Origin of the sequence: Bartonella sp. AP9QHHD (assembly GCF_042195625.1) — a bacterium.
Taxonomy (GTDB): domain Bacteria; phylum Pseudomonadota; class Alphaproteobacteria; order Rhizobiales; family Rhizobiaceae; genus Bartonella.
Window position 1 is genome coordinate 13,709 of record NZ_JBHIOP010000036.1, and the last position, 18,127, is coordinate 31,835.

Below are 18,127 nucleotides of genomic sequence, written 5' to 3' on the forward strand. Positions count from 1 at the left end.
AAATAAGCTGAATCATATACAATGAAACCATATACAAGGAATTGTTACAATTTTTAGAATTTTGGTATCGGCAGATTGTGTGATCGCGCGGCGGCTTTGAGTGTATTAACCATAAGCATGGCAATTGTCATTGGTCCAACGCCTCCTGGAACAGGGGTGATCGCAGCAGCTTTTTCTTTTACGTTTTCAAAATCGACATCACCAACAAGACGTGTTTTCCCTATACCTTTTTCTGGTGCAGCAACGCGGTTAATACCGACATCAATAACAATTGCACCATCTTTTATCCAGTCTTTTTTAATCATTTGTGGGCGGCCTACAGCTGCTACTAGAATATCAGCGCTTCGACACACATCATCAAGGTCACGGGTACGACTATGGGCAATTGTCACAGTGGCATTGGCTGCTGTTAAAAGGGCAGCCATAGGTTTTCCAACAATATTAGAGCGTCCAACAACGACAGCATCAAGTCCAGATAAATCTCGTCCACAGTGTTGTTCAATCATCATCATGGCACCAGCTGGAGTGCAGGGAATAATTGCATCTTCAAGTGCATTTGCCGCGAGTTTTCCTACATTAATATAATGAAAACCATCAACATCTTTTTGGAAAGCAACGGCTTGTGTTATGCGATTTGTATTCATATGAGCAGGGAGAGGCAGCTGTACCAAAATACCATGAATTTTGGGATCAGAATTTAATGTTGCAATAAGTTGAAGGAGTTCTTTTTCTTGCGTTTCTTTGGAAACGACATGTTTGATTGAAAGAAACCCACATTCTTCGGCTTTTTTATTTTTTGAGGTGACATATACTTGACTTGCAGGATCATCTCCAACGATAATAACAGCGATACTAGGTTGTATATTATAGTGATGGCGGAGCTTTGCTGTTTCGGCCTTAACTTTCACAATAATCTCTTCAGCAAGTTTTTTTCCGTCGATAATATTATTCATTCAGAGATCCTTTCGGTAAGGCTGTTTGTTTTTTTTTGTAAAGCATTTTCTAATAATACGATAGAGTTTTATAGCAATATTCATATGAGAACAGTAAGAATGGTTTTATAATGTTGTGGATTTATAGTTTTGAAGACTTTTAAATAATTGCTTTATAAAGAAGCAGCAACATTGCTGTTTGAATAAATTTTGGATAAAGAACAAAAATAATGAAGATACAAAGTGGATATAGTGAATTATAGGATTATAAAAACTTTTTATGATCATTTAAGTTTGTTTTTAATCTGTTATAGGGGGATAAGTATAGAGGGATAATGTGCGCATCAGAATAATAAAATTTTTGAGCGGAGTTTTTATTACAATTATCTTTTTATTTGGAGTGGGGATTCTCGTTTTACCTTATCTTATTTCTACAGATGCGATTCGTATTCGTTTAGCGCAGGATTTAAGTGCATGGACGGGTTACAATGTGCAATTGCGTGATCCACCGCGGTTACATCTTTTTCCTTATCCTAAAGCATTTCTTTCTGGCGTTACTTTAACATCAAAAATGGATGATGTTGCGCCATTAATGGAAGCTGAATCAATAGAAGTTGATCTTTCTGTCGTCGATCTTCTTTGGGGACATATTTCTTTTTCAGAGACGCGGATTATGCGTCCTCAATTTGTTATGGAAAAGCCTGTTAAAACAATAGCAGATTTTTTTGATCGGTTTTCTCGCTCACAAGGTGCATTAGGGGTGGCAATACGTAATACGCGTGAAATATTAAAACATAATCCTGAGCATCCAGAGATAGAGCACCTTTTAAAACAACCTTTTGGACGGATTGTCATTAAAAATGGTGTTCTTGTGTATCACGATAGTTTTTCAGGAGTAGCAGAAAAAATAACAGGATTAAATGCAACTTTAGATTGGCCGGAATCAACTCAGGAAGTACGGTTACGTGCAGATGCGCGTTGGCGCGGAGAGTTTACAAAATTATCACTTGATGCTTCTCAAGCATTACTGCTTCTTGCTGGAGGCAAAAGTCATATTAGGGCAAGTCTCAATTCTGTACGTGGGGGAATAACTTTTACAGGAAAGGCTCGATTATCTGAATATTATATTTTTGACGGAAAAGTGTCAATGCGTTCTCCTGGATGGAATCAGACATTGTCTTGGGTTGGTGGAAATCAGTTTTGGGGACATAAATTAAAAATACCCATTGTATGGGAATCTCATTTTTTAGCGCAGCCAATGCATATCCAAATGAACAATGTTACATTTACGATGGGGAAAGCCAATGCGCGAGGAGCTTTAAAACTCGATTTTCAAGATTATGTACCAAATGTCATGGGCTCTTTAGCCTTTGATAATCTAGACCTTAGCCTCTTGGGTTCAATGTTTTTTTCAGGTAAAAAGAAAAATGCCTGCTTTGACATGAGAACTTTTGATTGTATTGGCGTGGATATACGACTTTCTGCGCCACAAGCTAAAATAGGAAATATTTCACTCACAAATTTAGCTGCTGCAATACAAATAAGAGATGGTCATGGTATTTTTGATCTTGGACATGCGAATATTTTTGGTGGATCTGTGCAAAGTAATATTGAAGTTACTTCAGCTGGACAGAAAGTGCGTATTGGAGGAAATATTTCAGGTGCTTCTATTGATATGCAGGAGACTTTAGAAATCTTGGGATTTATTCCATTTATACAAAGCAAAACGAATTTTACTGCAACGGTACGAACACTTGCTGATTCTTGGCCAGAAATTTTTACGAAAATGCAGGGTGAGTTAACACTGAAGATGTCTTCTGGTCGGCTATTAGGGTATGATCTGAATGAATTACAAACAAGACTTTCAAATAAACAACAATTTCTTTTAATGAATAATGATACTTTTTCAACAACATTTGATCACTGGGATATTCAGACAAGCTTTTCAGAAGGTATGATGAAGGTAACAGAGTCATTAATGCGTACAGCAGACTTGAGCTTATCCATTCAAGGAATCATTGCAACTGCTATTGCGCAAGGGAAGGAAAATGAACTGATATTACAGGCACAACTACGCAAAAACTATAGATCAGAAACTTTATGTAAAGATGTCCAATGTCTTGCTAATAGCCTTGCATGGCCTTTTACATTTTCTCTAAGCTCTAAAGGACAAAATCATGGCGATTTTTGGGTTACAAAAGATATTAACGCAGATTGAGTATCGTTTTTCATCTGTATAATATTCTATCCTATAATGGTAATTCGTCTTTTTGCAACTTAAAATTGTCTTTTAAATTTAAATCAGAGCTCCCATTATCGGAAGATTCTCTCATTTTAAATCCGTTCGTCGTGAAGCAGTAAAAACCATCCTCACCGTCATAATAAGTGAGGTTGGTATAGATAAATGACTGAAGAGAGGAATAAAAAACCTTCTTATGGAATCTTTCAAATACAAGAGATTCATAATATCGGTGCTAATCTTATAAAAATTGCTAAAAAACATTAAAATTTTAAGGAGGATGTTGGCCAGTGCTTATTGAATCGCAGAAGAAATACCATAGCCATCTTTGGTAATTGTATGCTTCCCGTCGGCTCCAACAGAACCAATTCCCACTGTAATCAAAATAAAGGCTAAGAGGGTTGTAATCGTAATAATTGTAGCTTTTTTAGCAGACATATTTTTCCTCCACGGATGCATCAATGACTGAATGCAAAGATGAATGGTGCATTATTTAAACTTTTATGAAAGCAGAATCACTTAAGGATCTATAAGTTCCTATTATTATCTCATAAAGCTAAAAAAACTCTATAATTCTTTAATATATTATAGTTCTATAGATATAATTTTTTCTTTTTGCTATATATTTTTCTTCATTTTCTCGATGACGATAGTGAGCATTGGCAAAATTTTTATGCGCATAAATTATAAACTTAAAAGATTATTTATCCGACAGACATTGGCTTTGAATGAAGAAATAAAGATAGAGGGGGCACAAGCTTCTTATCTTATGCATGTTTTGCGTATGAAAGAAGGAGCAGAAATTTTACTTTTTAATGGACAGGATGGTGAGTGGCTTGCTAAACTCATCACTGTTAAGAAAAAATTTGTTGTGGTTCAGCTTATCCATCAAGAAAGATTACAAACGACGCATTCCAATCTTATTTATTGCTTTGCTCCACTCAAAAATGCGCGGTTGGATTATATGGTGCAGAAAGCTGTTGAAATGGGGGTATCGATTTTGCAGCCTGTTATAACGCATCATACGCAGGCTACGCGTATCAATATGGCGCGTATGGAAGCCAATGTTATTGAAGCTTCTGAACAGTGTGGAATTTTATCTCTTCCTAAATGCGTATCGGCTCTATCATTAGCAGAACTTTTAGCACAGTGGGATGAGACACAGCCTTTATTCTTTTGTGATGAAGAGCATAAATTGCATAATCCATTACCTTCTTTTAAAAAGCGTGACGTTACAACACCTGGTATTCTTATTGGACCGGAAGGTGGCTTTAGTGAAGAAGAGCGGAGCTTTTTAAAAAAACATCCTTTTGTGTTTCCAATATCACTAGGTCCGCGTATTTTACGCGCTGATACTGCCGCTGTTGCTGCTTTGGCTCTTCTTAATGCTACCGTGGGGGATTGGGCAATGGATTGAGAAATCTGTAAAATCATTCTAAACAATTTATTTAAGATGATGATACCAATTATAGGATACGGTAAGTTATGGCGCTTGATATAACTGATGAAAGTGAAATTTATAACTTAGATTCTTTGGTTAGCTATTTCCAAGGGGGTTATAAAGCAGAAGATGATTGGCGCATTGGTACAGAACATGAAAAATTTCCGTTTTATAGAGATGGTTTTCACCCTGTTCCTTATGAAGGAGAGAGGGGAATCCGAGCGCTTTTAGAGAGGATGCAAAGCGCCTTAGGATGGAAACCTATTTTAGATGAAGAGAATATTATTGGGCTCGTAGGATCAGTTGATCAGGGAGCCATTTCTTTGGAACCTGGGGGACAATTTGAATTATCTGGTGCACCATTAAAATCAGTAAGCCATACATATTACGAGTTGATGGAGCATTTAACTCTTCTCAAAAAAATTGCAGAACCATTAGGTATAGGTTTTCTAGGTCTTGGAGCTAGTCCAAAGTGGACTTTAGCTGAAACGCCGCGAATGCCTAAATCACGTTATCAGATTATGACTGATTATATGCCTAAAGTGGGGTATAATGGTCTTAATATGATGTATCGCACATCAACAGTTCAGGTTAATCTTGATTTTTCATCTGAAAGTGATATGCGGCGAAAAATGCAAGTATCCATGAAGTTACAGTCCATTGCAACGGCATTATTTGCAAGTTCGCCCTTTACAGAAGGGCGCCCAAATGGCTTTTTATCGTGGCGTTCTGAAATTTGGCGTAATACGGATAATCAGAGGACAGGCGTTCTGCCCTTTGTATTTTCTGAGCGTTTTGGTTTTGCTGATTATGTTGAATGGGCCCTTGATGTTCCAATGTATTTTGTTGTGCGGGATGGTCGTTATTATGATTGTACACACATAACGTTTCGTCAGTTTATGAATGGAGCATTAAAAGGACAAGTTGCAAATTCAATTCCAAACATGGGAGATTGGATTAATCACTTATCAACGTTATTTCCTGAAGTCCGCTTAAAAAGATTTTTAGAAATGAGGGGAGCTGATTGTGGTTCTTGGAAGCGCATTTGTGCGTTGTCGGCTTTTTGGGTTGGGCTTCTTTATGATAGGGAAGCACTTAATGAGGCAGAGGCTTTGACAAAAGATTGGTGTTTTGAAGAAGTTTTAGAGTTGCGCCAACGCGTTCCTAAAGAAGGGTTAAGAACTCCTTTTCGTCAAACTATTCTTTTAGAGTTAGCACGTCAAGCTCTCGCTATTGCTCGCAAAGGCTTAAAAAATCGCAAACAGTATGATACGAATGGTTTTGATGAAACAAATTTTCTTAATCCTCTAGAAGAGGTTGTTGCAATGGGACAAACAGATGCTGAAAAATTTTTGTCCCATTACTATTCTATTTGGAATGAGTCGGTAGAACCTTTATTTTTAGAATGTGCCTATTAAATTTGAAGCAAAGATACTTCCTACTTTTTTAAAAATGCATATCACCGTGGTGGTTCATTCACTCATTTGCTCTAGAGAGCATATCCTACCTTGCTTTTAACATTTCTCATAACGGAAAGGATACAATACAAAAATCTCTTGGGCAGTGTGATTTTTATACCCAATAATATCACGATATTTCCGTAATCGTAATGTTGTCCCTTTGTACTAAAGATAGTTCATAAGAGATAAAGCTTATTATCAAACATTTTTTATTCACTTGGCTCATCTACTTATGAATAGGTCTGAAAATAATATTTTTCACTTTTAAAAGGGATAAAAAAATATAATTTGCGGTTAATAGTCAATTATTATAATTCAATATACAATGCTTATATGAAAGAGCATTTTATTATACAAAAATTATGATATCAATCTTTCAGTGCGCTAAAAAGACAGTAGAAAAAATACCGATAGATCTATGTATGTATAACTCAATTTTATTTTTATAAAAAAAAGAAATATATTATGTAAATAGATAGAAATAAAGATTATTATATATAATGAATGTGTTAATTACATCATTAAATATTGATAAATAAAAAATATTATCTTCATAGAGTTATATGAAATTATAAGCTATTCATAGATAAGAAATAACTATTTGTATGCAAAGGGGTATTATATTAAAATACTATTATTCTTGATAAAGAGGCACGAGATAAAGAGATTGAGCTTGTAACGAATGAGTGTTTGAATACGCACAAAAATTCAAAAAAGCACAACATTTCTATAGCAGAATAATCTTTATCAGTATGAGCGCAACTTATTATAGGCAATTAATTATCCCCATACATTGTAAATCTACTGTAAGACTGCTTTTAATGCTTTAAACTGTACTATTCATAAAATTTATAATATTTGTAGGCTTAAAGCCTCTCATTGTAATCATATATCCTCAGTCTTTTCCATTGTTTTCATTATCTAGAAATTTGTAATCGTCTTTGTTATGCTCCACTAGGATAAGCAGCTTTAAAATGTGCTCGTCCTTCATCCGTAATGGCATCACGCCTCTGTAAACCAGATGTTTTTCTTTCCTTTATTGAATTTGCAAACAAATGGGATTGTTTTTCATCATGAACAGTTACAGAGATTCAACGTTTTTATAAAGATACCGTGGAAAGCATTGACCTGTATCTATTGCATCTAGATTAGGCAAATTCTTAGCTATCAATACAGAAAAAACGCTTCGTGCTCCTATGCCTGTAATTTGTATCATCCTATTTTCAACTTTTTGTTCTATCAGGACTATACGAGGTATTTGGTAAATTCCATCGTTGAGATTCCGATTATAATAAAACCACTGTTGCGTAAAAGGATGATATGAACTCTGAATGAGGCATGCCTCTTCAAATTCAAAAACCTTTCCTCTTATTAGTTATTGCGTAACATTATAACTCCAACTTATCTTTTTTATATCTAAAGTGACAAAATTATCTATAGCACGTGCACGTGTTGTTCGATCAGTATATGAATAGGTATCGTTAAAACGTTTTACTGCGCTATTATAAAAAGCAATCATATTATTTATATTTTCTGCTCAAGCTCCGCCCTCCAATGTTGCGGCAGCTCTTGCATTAAGATGTTTCATAAGAGGTCTTTCTACTCCTTTCTTATACATTTTTACTCATACGCCAGCCCTGCTTGTGACGTGCAAGCAAATGATTTTGATTGATTCAAGATAAACAGGTTTGAAATGAGAGAATCTTACGTTATTCGGGACTCTCATTTAATATGCAAAACAGTAAATTATGATTATAAATCAACATGTTGTATTTCAAAGACTTTTTATGACTATAAAAAGAGTTTTGAAAAATAAAAAAGCTTTCATTGAGAGCAAAGAAAGAATATATAAAAAGTATTTTCAATAAAATAATTATATTTGAAGTGCTGATCAAAGCTATTGAGAGTGCAGTCCATAAAATGAGCAGAAGTAGCTTGTTGGTGTATTTTCTAGAAAAATCATGAATGTTGGATTGTTAATTCATCCTTGCTTGGAAAGCTCGCTTCAGTTCAAATAGAAAAAGAGAGAGGTAAGGAGATTTATAGGATAAGATATGCTGGAATTATTCAGTATTAAGATGCAATGAATGCTGCTTATATTTCTCTTTTTTAACTATTTTATGAGAGTGAAAATTTAAATAATAAGAAAATAATTTTATTTATTTTCTTTAAACAGTTATTAGTAGATAAAAAATTCTCTTTTAATCTATAAATTAAAAAAATAATGATTTTGTAAAAGCCTTGTAAGCTTTATAGGTTAATTTTAAATATCATGCATTGATTTTGAATTATGCAGATTATTTATGTCAACCATAATAATAGTGAGCATAGACAATGACATTTAATTTTTTCGTCAATTTATTTCTATTTGTTATTTTTTTATTGTTGGTTTCTCAAAGTAAGAAAATGCAATGGAGTCTTTCACTACGTGTTATGCTATGGCTTATCCTTGGCTTGATTTTTGGAAGTGTTTTGCAGTTTATTTATGGAGAGGGTGAAAGCACTTTATTGAAATCCGTTGAATGGTTTAACATTGTCGGTGAGGGCTATATTTTATTGTTGCAAATGATTGTTATGCCATTGGTTTTTATCTCTATCGTTTCAGCAGTTGCTCATTTACATTCTGTTTATGCTGTTGGAAAGATGAGTATAATAACAATTTCAATATTGCTTTTTACAACGGCTCTTTCAGCATTGGTTGGTGTGCTTGTGGTTAATTTTTTTGGATTAACAACCGATGGTTTGGTGCATGAAGGGCAAAATGTTTCTGCTCTTCTTGAAGGTCATATTTCTAAACTTGGAGATATGAATATACCAAAGATGATTTTGTCTATGATTCCTAAAAATCCATTTGCTGAGTTGAGTGGAGCTAAACGTACGTCAATTATTAGTGTTGTGATTTTTGCGTCATTTTTAGGTGCATCGGTTCTTCTTTTAAAGAAAGATGAGCCAGAAAAAGGAGAAAAAGCGCTTTTATTTATTCAAGTGGCACAAGCTTGGATTATGCGGTTAGTCCGTATTGTGATTGCTTTGACGCCTTATGGTATTTTTGCACTTATGACGAAAGTAGGAGCAATATCGCGTATTACAGATATTTTAAATTTACTGGTTTTTATCATTGCCTCTTATGTCGGTATTATTTTAATTTTTGGAATTCATGGTGTATTGCTTGGTATTTCTGGGATTAATCCCTTTCGTTTTTTCAAAAAGGTTTTACCAGTTTTAACATTTGCTTTTAGCAGTCGTTCAAGTGCTGCAAGTATTCCTTTGAATATTGAAGCGCAAACACAGTGGATAGGTGTACCACAATCCATTGCGAGTTTTGCAGCTTCTTTTGGGGCAACAATTGGACAAAATGGTTGTGCTGGTCTTTATCCAGCGATGCTTGCGACCATGATTGCACCCTCTATGGGTATTAATCCTCTTGATCCTACTTGGATTGCTACGCTTATTGGTGTTGTAACGTTGAGTTCTATTGGTGTTGCTGGTGTGGGGGGAGGTGCTATTTTCGCTGCATTGATTGTGTTACCAATTATGGGGCTTCCTGTTACTTTGGTTGCTGTACTTATCTCTATTGAACCGCTAATTGATATGGGACGGACTGCTCTAAACGTGAGCGATTCAATGATAGCTGGAACGGTCACCAGTCAAATATTACGGACAACAGATAAAAGTATTTTTAAAAAATAATTTTAGATTATATTTTTTGGGGCTGTAAAACATCTGTAAGAGATATTTGCGCTGAACCAGGTTGTAGCGGTTTTTGTTGATTGGGATGAGGAGCCCAACCAGAGAGCCAGATGAAAGAAAAATGTGCACGAATACGTCCATCAGGATCACTAAATCGTTGTGCATAGATTTCAGCTGCGCGGAGAAAAAAACGTTTGGATACAGGGCGTCGTGAACGATTGATGAGTGCATTTTGCATTCCCATAGCTTTAAGATCGTGCATAAGGTCAAACATTGTATTATAACGTATTGTGATATCTTCAACGTCTGCTACAGGCAGGGCAAAGCCAATACGCTGTAAAAGAGCGCCTGCATCACGAATGTCGGCAAAAGGGTAGATTCTAGGGCTTGCTCCATCATAAATTTCACTTTCAGCTTGCAGCAGGCTTTCGCGCAATTCTCTTAATGTACCAGCTCCTGCCATAACAGCAAGAAATAAGCCATCTGGTTTAAGGGTATTTTTTATCTGGCTTAGAACACCAGGGGTATCATTGGTCAATTGTAATGAAAGAAGTGAAACAATAAGGTCACAGTAACTTTGAGGTAAATCAAGAAATTCTCGATGACGTAAATGAAATTTTTTATCATGGCTTTGATAAAGCGGATCGGTCTCAATGCGTTCTATGGAACAAACTTTTCCAGATTTCATTAAAGCTTGCGCAGCAAGGTCTGTATGGCTGTGTAAATCGAGAGCTAATGTAAAGAGGCGATCAACAGTGCTAAGGCGTTTATAGAGATCTTCTGCCATGTGAGAGAGTAAAAAGTCACATCCTTTTTTTGCTTTTTGAAAGGCACGTTTTCGGAATTGTTCAATGCGGTTATGATCAAAAATTAAAGGATGCGACATATTGTAGAACACTTTCGATCTATGAAAGAATATATTTTGAAAAGGTTCATTATTTGTGCAAGCTCTGTCAAGTTTATAATATGAAAGAAATAAATTTATAGAAGGTAAGAGTTTTTAAAGGAATTAAAATTATAAGTTTAGGAAATACAAAGGAACTTTTGTTCTGAGGGAAACTTGTAAAAGCCTAAATTTATAATGTTGTATTTTCGAGAAGCGGCGTTAAATAGCGGAGATATACTAAGTAAGTTCGTTGAACGCTTGAAAACGATACTTTATCCACCAATTTGTCCTGGATGTAAGCAAAATGTTTTTACTTATGGTACGATTTGCTCCGAATGTTGGAAAGATCTTCAATTTATCACAAAACCTTATTGTCCTGTTATGGGGACTCCTTTTGTTTGTGATATGGGGGATGGTTTTCTTAGTGGTGAAGCACTCCGTAATTCCCATCCTTTTTCACGTGTTCGCTCAGTCATTGTTCATAAAGGGCTTGCACGAACTTTAGTAACGCGCTTAAAATATGGTGATCATATAGAATTGGCATCATTTATGGCCAATTGGATGATGTTTGCTGGACGCGAGGTTATTGATGATTGTGATGTTATTATTCCCATTCCATTGCATTTTCGTCGTTTTTGGGAGAGGCGTTATAATCAATCTGCTGAGCTTGCACGTTACATTGCAGCATCACAAAAAAAGCTTTTAAAACCGAGTTGGCTTGTTCGTTGTCGGCATACCCGTCCGCAGGTTAGTCTTTCTTCGAGAGAGAGAAAACTTAACGTAAAAAATGCTTTTAAGGTTTCGCATAAAGTTAAAAAATATCTCAAAGGATGTTCTGTTTTGCTGATTGATGATGTATTTACAACGGGTGCAACAGTTACAGCAGCAGCTGCTGCATTAAAAGATGCAGGTGCACGACAGGTTGATGTGCTAACATTTTCGCGTGTTCTCAAAGAAGATTCTATTTTTCCCTCTTCTTAAGAGGAATTTAAAATGAATATTATTAAAAAATATTGGAGGATAATACTATGAAAGAGGTAATAATTTATACACGCCCTAACTGTCCTTATTGTACAAAAGCACGTGATTTGCTTAATAAAAAAGGCGTAAAGTATACAGATATTGATGCTTCCACATCCCTTCGCCAAGAAATGGTACAGCGTGCAAATGGACGTAATACATTTCCACAAATTTTCATAGGTGATTATCACGTTGGCGGTTGTGATGATCTTTATGCTTTAGAGGCTGAGGGAAAGCTCAATTCTTTATTACAAGGCATATGATATTTGTAAATTACATATTCTTAAGACCGTTTTGCAAGAAGGAGATAGTTAACGCCCATGTCTTTTGAGCGATTCCAGCTGTCGTTTAATGGGTTATAAGTAATACCTATCTCATCAATGACAGTCAGAGCGTTTTTTGATAAGAAATTTTTAAGTTCTAGAGGTTTTAGGAATTTTTTATAATCATGGGTTCCTTTAGGAAGCCAACGTAGAATATATTCAGCGCCTACAATAGCAAGCCCCCATGCTTTCCATGTGCGGTTGAGTGTTGAGACAAACATCACCCCTTGTGGTTTCAGCATTTTTGCTGTAGCTTCTATGAAGAGATTAACGTCAGCGACATGTTCAACAACTTCCATATTAAGGATGATATCAAATTTTTCTCCTTCATTGGCAAGTACTTCTGCCGTAGTGATACGGTAATCAATGGAAAGGTCATTTTGAGCAGCATGGGTTTTTGCGACTTCAATATTTGTTTGTGCAGCATCAACGCCTACAACTATAGCACCAAGACGTGCCATTGGTTCAGATAACAAGCCTCCTCCACAGCCAATATCAAGAATTTTCAAATTGTGAAAGGGCGTAAGTGAAGAAGGGTCACGATTAAACTCTAAACAGATTTTTTCTCTGATGTAAGCAAGGCGTGTTGGGTTAAATTGGTGAAGAGGTCGAAATTTTCCTTGTGGATTCCACCATTCTGTAGCAATACGTGAAAAATGATCAATTTCACTTTGATCAATAGTTGTTTGTGTTTCATCGATCATGTTGCCTTCCTTTATTTTTAATGATCAGGTCAAGTAGATTTTATACAAAGTCAAGAGAAATTAATGTAATCATAATGAAACTTGCACAAATGATAGATATTCGCTATGTCGAGAAAATGGTTAGTTGATACAGCATCTAATTCTCATTACTGTTTGAGATAAGAGATGTAAAGGTAAGAGTGTTATTAATGGCGCGCATTGTCATGAAATTTGGTGGAACGTCTGTAGCAAACATTGAATGTATTCATAATGTTGCAAGGCATGTCAAAAGAGAGGTTGATGCAGGCAATGAGGTTGCCGTTGTCGTATCTGCGATGGCTGGTAAAACGAATGAACTTGTTCAGTGGACAAGTGGTGCTTCCTCTATGCATAGAGATGCTCGTGAATATGATGTTGTGGTTGCTTCTGGTGAACAGGTTACGTCAGGTTTGTTGGCTTTGACACTTCAAGAAATGGGGGTGAATGCACGTTCATGGCTTGGTTGGCAAATTCCTATTCATACAGACAATGCGCATGGCCGTGCACGTATTACTAATATTGATGGATCTTTTTTAATCGAGTGTTTTCAGGAAGGTCAGGTTGCCGTTATTGCTGGTTTTCAGGGGTTATCTCCGGATAACCGGATTTCTACCTTAGGGCGTGGGGGATCAGATACAAGTGCTGTTGCTATAGCCGCTGCTGTACAAGCTGATCGCTGTGATATTTATACGGATGTGGATGGTGTTTATACAACGGATCCACGTATAGAGCCGAAAGCGCGTCGTTTACCAAAAGTAGCTTTTGAAGAAATGCTAGAAATGGCTTCTCTTGGTGCAAAGGTTTTACAGGTTCGTTCTGTTGAATTGGCAATGGTTCATAAGGTTCGTACCTTTGTGCGTTCAAGTTTTGAGGATCCTGATGCGTTAGGCATGGAGGATCCAATGAGTTCTTCTGGAACACTTATTTGCGATGAGGATGAAATTGTGGAACAACAAAATGTTACTGGTATTGCTTTTGCTAAGGATGAAGCACAAATTTCCCTTCGTCGGCTTGCCGATCGTCCAGGGATTTCGGCAGCAATTTTTGGTCCCTTGGCTGAAGAAAGCATTAATGTTGATATGATTGTGCAAAATATTTCTGAAGATGGCTCAAAAACTGATATGACTTTTACTGTACCATCATCAGATGTAGAAAAAGCCGTTACACTTCTTGAAAAGAATCGCAAAGAAATTGGATTTGATGTTCTCCAGTTTGAAAGCGATCTCGCCAAGGTATCTGTGATTGGTATTGGAATGCGTAGCCATGCAGGTGTTGCCGCTACAGCATTTAAGGCTTTGGCTGAAAAGGGTATTAACATTCAAGCAATTACGACCTCAGAAATTAAAATTTCTATTTTGATTGATAGTGCTTACACTGAACTTGCGGTTAGAACATTACATGCTGTTTATGCACTTGATAAGGGATAAGTATTTTTTAGTTTCAACAGAGTTTCAATAACGTAAAGCTTTAATATATATTAATAATTTTTGTTAAGGATATTTATATTTTAACTTAAATGGAATATTTAATACAGCAGGACTCTCTCATTTTAAACTTGTTCATGATGAATTTAAAATGGTCACTTATACATTACAAGAGAAAGATGTTTGGGTAAAAAACTGTTTAAGAAGGGATATAAAATATGCCGTCTATAAACGTTTTAGAGCCTATAGAGTGAGATGGAGAAGACTTTACGATAAGCCTTAATAGAACTAAGGAACAATGCACTGCGTTTATTCAAAAGATGCATGTTACATGAGGGACAGCCCCGTCAATACAGATTTAATATTATAAATCTTAGAGAAATTAGAGCTCATTAGATTAGTGACGGAATTACCAAAATAGAATTGATGATGTATTTTCTAGAGATGTTTAGTTTGTCATCAAATGATTGTTTATGACTTTACGTATATCTTGAAAATTTAATTTTTTCCGTATTACGAGGCAATAAAAAAATATATCTCTATAGATAATATTTATGTTGCACTATAAGTTATAAAATTACTATATCTTATGCGTTTATAGCTTCTTCAGAAGTACTTTTCATAAAATCATGTAAATATAGATCAAAATTAATGATAATGTTACAGTGTGTTGCTTTTATGATTTTATTACTTAAATTTTTTTCATGTCTATTTCTCTTTTTTGAATTATGATTAAGATTTTCAAAGTTTTTGATATCTCCATATGTTCTTTAGGTTAACTTTCTTCCCTTAACTACTCTATTATAAGTATTTTCTGTATCATACTGCCAATCACACATGAAATACATTCTTTCGTTTTTTCAGTATATCGTGCTAGTTTCTTATCATGTTTACATATTTTGCAAATGGTGGTCTTTGTAAGCAAAACTCTTCTTGTGAGAAATATAGCCATATTATTTTACCCTTCTTGTATTTTATGTGGCGTTGTACAATTTGAAAGTCTCGGAAATATTGCTTTTTAAATTATCTATGAAGAGTATTTTATGATATCAAGAAATATAGAGCGTGCTCTTTAAACAAAAAGAAAATAAATATCAAATAAGAGCGGAAAAAGGGGAGAACAACGATATATATGCTCTATTTTTCCACCAATCATATGTTTTAGAATAGTCTAAATGACTAGGATTTTCTTTTTTCCCGCGAGTTAATTACGTAAACTAGAGTGCTCCCTGTGGAAGCATGCTTCAAGTTTAATTCTTTCATGGAGTGAGACAAGCGATGTGTCGATGATAAAAAACGGGAATATTTTTCCACTCCATTGTCAATCTAGTAGTGATGTTATGACGTTGTTATTCCAAATAAATCTTTTGTTTTTTGTTACCTGTATCAATATCTAATGTCAGTGCAGATGCATATTTGATGGTATATTGAGACGGATAAGGGGCCTACGAGCAACTCCTGTTTTTGTATGCCAGATAGGAATAAGGATGTTGCGTATACCTGGTGGGGTAATTTCTGAAATGGAGATAAAACCTAATTGGGTGAGATGAAGCCATAAAAGTGAAAACCAACTTCCATTTTACAACTTCCTTTTAATTCTGCTTTACAATTTTCAAAGGTATTGACAGCAATATCTTTTAAATAATGGATATTACACATTGGTTCACGTTTTTGTTTATTTGCGTTATTTAAATCTATATGCCTTTCACGTAAAACAAAACGCTATTATAGTGCCAATTTACGCGCTTGTTTTGAAGAAATATCTCTCTCCCCAAGGGCGCCCCCCCCACATTATGGCGCCTGTGGATGGCTAACGTAAAGTTTATTGGGGACCACCATCTCCTTTACTTAGATCAAAGGTGTCAGCTGGTCGTCATCATTTAATTTTTAGTTTTCCTGTTGAACAGCGCTTATATGGATATGATGAAGCATTCTTATTTCTTTCTTCAAATAATCCATACTTCTCCTCGGCTTGTGACGTGTAAGAGAATAGTCTTGATTGATTCATCATGTACAGATTTGAAATGAGGAAATCATACGATATCTAGACTCCATTCAAGATTTATAATGATAAATCAAATATTTTTTATCCAAAAATAATGTGCTTTTAAGAAGATAAAAATTAAAGTTATTTAGAATACCGCAATAAAATCAGTAACGAGGAGGGTAGTTTATTGGAAAAAAATAAACCATGGAATTACTTAACTGATTATTGAATTTTGCTTATTCTTATCTGTTTCGTATGATTAAACATAAGATATTGATTTATAATAATTAATTTTTTCTTTATAGTGAATAATAGTCCCGACGAAAGGCAGCTTTTCTGAAACCACGAAGCCTTTCATATTGAAACAATTAAAATCATTTTTGTGCACACCATGAGTGGAGCCGGTGCATGAGTAAAAGAATATTGAAGAAAGGAATAAAAATATCTCTTATAAGTCTTCTTAAGAGTCAAAGGTGTTGTAACATTAGAGGCTCGTAAATAGTATGATGATGTTAGTTTTCTCCTTCATAAGTGTAAAGATGAGGCGAGACAACAGCTTTTACATTAAATATCGTCCGAACCCAACAAATGAGCGAAATCGCTTTTTAAAAGTTCTGCATAAAAATGTATTTTTAGTTAGTTTGTTAGGAACTATGAGAAATTCCTTTATTGCGCTTAATATAAATAAATCCATATCCCAGACCGATAAGGGCAGATAAACCTGAGCCACAAAGGACCCCAATTTTTGCCGCATCAAGCAGAATAATATCTTTAAAAGCGAGCATTGAAACAAAAATAGACATTGTAAAGCCAATTCCTGCTAAAAAACCAATGAGTAAAACGCCTGTCCAGGTCATATGAGGGGGGAGGCGGCATAGCCCTGATTTTACAGCTATATAACTGGCAGTGATAATACCAAGAGGCTTACCGATGAAAAGACCAATGACAACACCCAAAACAATCAAGAATGATTTGTCAGAAGAAAGATCAAAGTTTGCAAAACTTACTCCTGCATTTGCGAAGGCAAAAACTGGCATGATACCGTATGCAACCCATGGATGCAATGCTTTTTGAACACGTGTTACTGGGGCGATCATGGCCCGTTGTCCTTTGCGCATCTTTTTCAATGCTGTTGAAATATGATGCAGATCTGTTTTTGTATTTTTTTCTTGAAGAATTTGCATAGCGTTACTGAGCATGGTGAGTGGCGCTACAAGAGTACGGGTAGGAAGAACGGGAGTCATCATCCCTAAGATTACGCCAGCAAGCGATGGGTGAACGCCTGTTACCATTAAACCCCACCAAATGATTGCACCAGGTAAAATGTAAAGCCATGCTGATGCAAGCCCGATCCACTGAAAAAATAGTACCAAAGCAATACCCGCTCCTGCAATCATTAAACCGCTAGGATCAATGTTTGTTGAGTAGAAAAAAGCAATAATAAGAACAGCGATAATATCGTCAATAATTGCTAATGATAGAAGAATAATATGAAGATTAGAGGGAATTTTTTTCCCTAGAAGAGCAAGAATACCTAGAGCAAAAGCAATATCTGTTGCTGTTGGCACAGCCCAACCGCGGATATGTCCCTCGTTAAAATTGAAGATAAAGTAAATAATTGCAGGAACACAAACGCCCCCTATTGCAGCAACAATTGGTAAGATTGCTTGTTTAAAATCGGCAAGAGCCCCTTCATGAATTTCGCGTCGAATTTCCATTCCTGCGACGAGAAAGAAAATAGTCATAAGGGCATCATTAACCCAGAAATGTAAATCCCATGAAAGAGTGAAATGACCCAAATTAAAGCCAAGAGGTGTATGCCAAAAAGATTCATAGAAAGCAGCATATTTAGAATTGGCAAAAATAAGTGCAGCAGCAGCAGCTAATAAAAGAACAACACCACTAAGAGCTTCAATATGGAGAAAACGCTCGATAGCAGAAAGCGCTTGATTAGTGACACGAGAAGCGCGATTAGGCAGGCGATTTGAAGATAAATCAGACAT

13 protein-coding genes are annotated in these 18,127 nt (G+C 35.6%); 7 read left to right on the forward strand and 6 right to left on the reverse strand.

Annotation, left to right across the window (positions count from 1 at the left end; genetic code table 11):
• Nucleotides 1–53: 53 nt before the first annotated feature.
• Nucleotides 54–953, reverse strand: coding sequence for a bifunctional methylenetetrahydrofolate dehydrogenase/methenyltetrahydrofolate cyclohydrolase FolD (folD, locus tag ACFIK4_RS02735; RefSeq protein WP_375629801.1), 900 nt, complete (start codon nucleotides 951–953; stop codon nucleotides 54–56).
• Nucleotides 954–1,269: 316 nt separating this feature from the next.
• On the opposite strand from folD, the gene ACFIK4_RS02740 reads away from it, so the two are divergent.
• Nucleotides 1,270–3,150 (forward strand): AsmA family protein, encoded by a 1,881-nt coding sequence (locus tag ACFIK4_RS02740; protein WP_375638023.1) that lies wholly within the window; start codon nucleotides 1,270–1,272, stop codon nucleotides 3,148–3,150.
• A gap of 315 nt (nucleotides 3,151–3,465) precedes the next feature.
• Here the strand turns inward: ACFIK4_RS02740 and ACFIK4_RS02745 are convergent, their stop codons facing one another.
• Nucleotides 3,466–3,609 (reverse strand): hypothetical protein, encoded by a 144-nt coding sequence (locus ACFIK4_RS02745; RefSeq protein WP_273790383.1) that lies wholly within the window; start codon nucleotides 3,607–3,609, stop codon nucleotides 3,466–3,468.
• A gap of 235 nt (nucleotides 3,610–3,844) precedes the next feature.
• Here ACFIK4_RS02745 and ACFIK4_RS02750 point away from each other — a divergent pair, with 235 nt between their 5' ends.
• Nucleotides 3,845–4,588: a 16S rRNA (uracil(1498)-N(3))-methyltransferase gene (locus ACFIK4_RS02750; protein WP_375612075.1), complete on the forward strand. Its 744-nt coding sequence runs from the start codon at nucleotides 3,845–3,847 to the stop codon at nucleotides 4,586–4,588.
• Between the two features lie 68 nt (nucleotides 4,589–4,656).
• Entirely contained in the window at nucleotides 4,657–6,030 is a 1,374-nt protein-coding gene (locus ACFIK4_RS02755) for a glutamate--cysteine ligase (RefSeq protein WP_375612076.1), read from the forward strand.
• Nucleotides 6,031–7,153: 1,123 nt separating this feature from the next.
• Here ACFIK4_RS02755 and ACFIK4_RS02760 read toward each other — a convergent pair.
• Complete coding sequence (locus tag ACFIK4_RS02760) at nucleotides 7,154–7,444, reverse strand: type ISP restriction/modification enzyme (RefSeq protein ID WP_375674927.1); 291 nt, start codon at nucleotides 7,442–7,444, stop codon at nucleotides 7,154–7,156.
• A gap of 962 nt (nucleotides 7,445–8,406) precedes the next feature.
• Between ACFIK4_RS02760 and ACFIK4_RS02765 the strand changes: the two genes are divergently transcribed.
• Nucleotides 8,407–9,762 (forward strand): L-cystine transporter, encoded by a 1,356-nt coding sequence (locus ACFIK4_RS02765; protein ID WP_375612078.1) that lies wholly within the window; start codon nucleotides 8,407–8,409, stop codon nucleotides 9,760–9,762.
• A gap of 7 nt (nucleotides 9,763–9,769) precedes the next feature.
• Here ACFIK4_RS02765 and ACFIK4_RS02770 read toward each other — a convergent pair whose 3' ends face one another.
• Nucleotides 9,770–10,648, reverse strand: coding sequence for a methyltransferase (locus ACFIK4_RS02770; RefSeq protein WP_375613540.1), 879 nt, complete (start codon nucleotides 10,646–10,648; stop codon nucleotides 9,770–9,772).
• Between the two features lie 195 nt (nucleotides 10,649–10,843).
• Between ACFIK4_RS02770 and ACFIK4_RS02775 the strand changes: the two genes are divergently transcribed.
• Nucleotides 10,844–11,629, forward strand: a complete 786-nt coding sequence (locus ACFIK4_RS02775; RefSeq protein ID WP_375668503.1) for a ComF family protein — start codon at nucleotides 10,844–10,846, stop codon at nucleotides 11,627–11,629.
• A gap of 47 nt (nucleotides 11,630–11,676) precedes the next feature.
• Nucleotides 11,677–11,931: a glutaredoxin 3 gene (gene grxC, locus ACFIK4_RS02780; RefSeq protein WP_375612081.1), complete on the forward strand. Its 255-nt coding sequence runs from the start codon at nucleotides 11,677–11,679 to the stop codon at nucleotides 11,929–11,931.
• A 20-nt stretch (nucleotides 11,932–11,951) separates the two neighbouring features.
• Here grxC and ubiG read toward each other — a convergent pair whose 3' ends face one another.
• Nucleotides 11,952–12,695, reverse strand: coding sequence for a bifunctional 2-polyprenyl-6-hydroxyphenol methylase/3-demethylubiquinol 3-O-methyltransferase UbiG (ubiG, locus tag ACFIK4_RS02785; RefSeq protein ID WP_375668504.1), 744 nt, complete (start codon nucleotides 12,693–12,695; stop codon nucleotides 11,952–11,954).
• 188 nt (nucleotides 12,696–12,883) lie between these two features.
• On the opposite strand from ubiG, the gene ACFIK4_RS02790 reads away from it, so the two are divergent.
• Nucleotides 12,884–14,140 carry an aspartate kinase gene (locus ACFIK4_RS02790; protein WP_375638031.1) on the forward strand — a complete coding sequence of 419 codons (1,257 nt, stop codon included), beginning with the start codon at nucleotides 12,884–12,886 and terminating at the stop codon, nucleotides 14,138–14,140.
• A gap of 2,628 nt (nucleotides 14,141–16,768) precedes the next feature.
• Here ACFIK4_RS02790 and nhaA read toward each other — a convergent pair.
• Nucleotides 16,769–18,127 carry a Na+/H+ antiporter NhaA gene (gene nhaA, locus ACFIK4_RS02795; RefSeq protein ID WP_375613536.1) on the reverse strand — a complete coding sequence of 453 codons (1,359 nt, stop codon included), beginning with the start codon at nucleotides 18,125–18,127 and terminating at the stop codon, nucleotides 16,769–16,771.

Excerpts from the sequence above, each read along its gene's own strand:
- folD (WP_375629801.1), bottom strand. The coding sequence starts at position 953 with ATGAATAATATTATCGACGGAAAAAAACTTGCTGAAGAGATTATTGTG.
- ACFIK4_RS02745 (WP_273790383.1), bottom strand. The coding sequence starts at position 3,609 with ATGTCTGCTAAAAAAGCTACAATTATTACGATTACAACCCTCTTAGCC.
- ACFIK4_RS02750 (WP_375612075.1), top strand. The coding sequence starts at position 3,845 with ATGCGCATAAATTATAAACTTAAAAGATTATTTATCCGACAGACATTG.
- ACFIK4_RS02755 (WP_375612076.1), top strand. The coding sequence starts at position 4,657 with ATGGCGCTTGATATAACTGATGAAAGTGAAATTTATAACTTAGATTCT.
- ACFIK4_RS02765 (WP_375612078.1), top strand. The coding sequence starts at position 8,407 with ATGACATTTAATTTTTTCGTCAATTTATTTCTATTTGTTATTTTTTTA.
- ACFIK4_RS02770 (WP_375613540.1), bottom strand. The coding sequence starts at position 10,648 with ATGTCGCATCCTTTAATTTTTGATCATAACCGCATTGAACAATTCCGA.
- ACFIK4_RS02775 (WP_375668503.1), top strand. The coding sequence starts at position 10,844 with ATGTTGTATTTTCGAGAAGCGGCGTTAAATAGCGGAGATATACTAAGT.
- grxC (WP_375612081.1), top strand. The coding sequence starts at position 11,677 with ATGAAAGAGGTAATAATTTATACACGCCCTAACTGTCCTTATTGTACA.
- ubiG (WP_375668504.1), bottom strand. The coding sequence starts at position 12,695 with ATGATCGATGAAACACAAACAACTATTGATCAAAGTGAAATTGATCAT.
- ACFIK4_RS02790 (WP_375638031.1), top strand. The coding sequence starts at position 12,884 with ATGGCGCGCATTGTCATGAAATTTGGTGGAACGTCTGTAGCAAACATT.
- nhaA (WP_375613536.1), bottom strand. The coding sequence starts at position 18,127 with ATGTCTGATTTATCTTCAAATCGCCTGCCTAATCGCGCTTCTCGTGTC.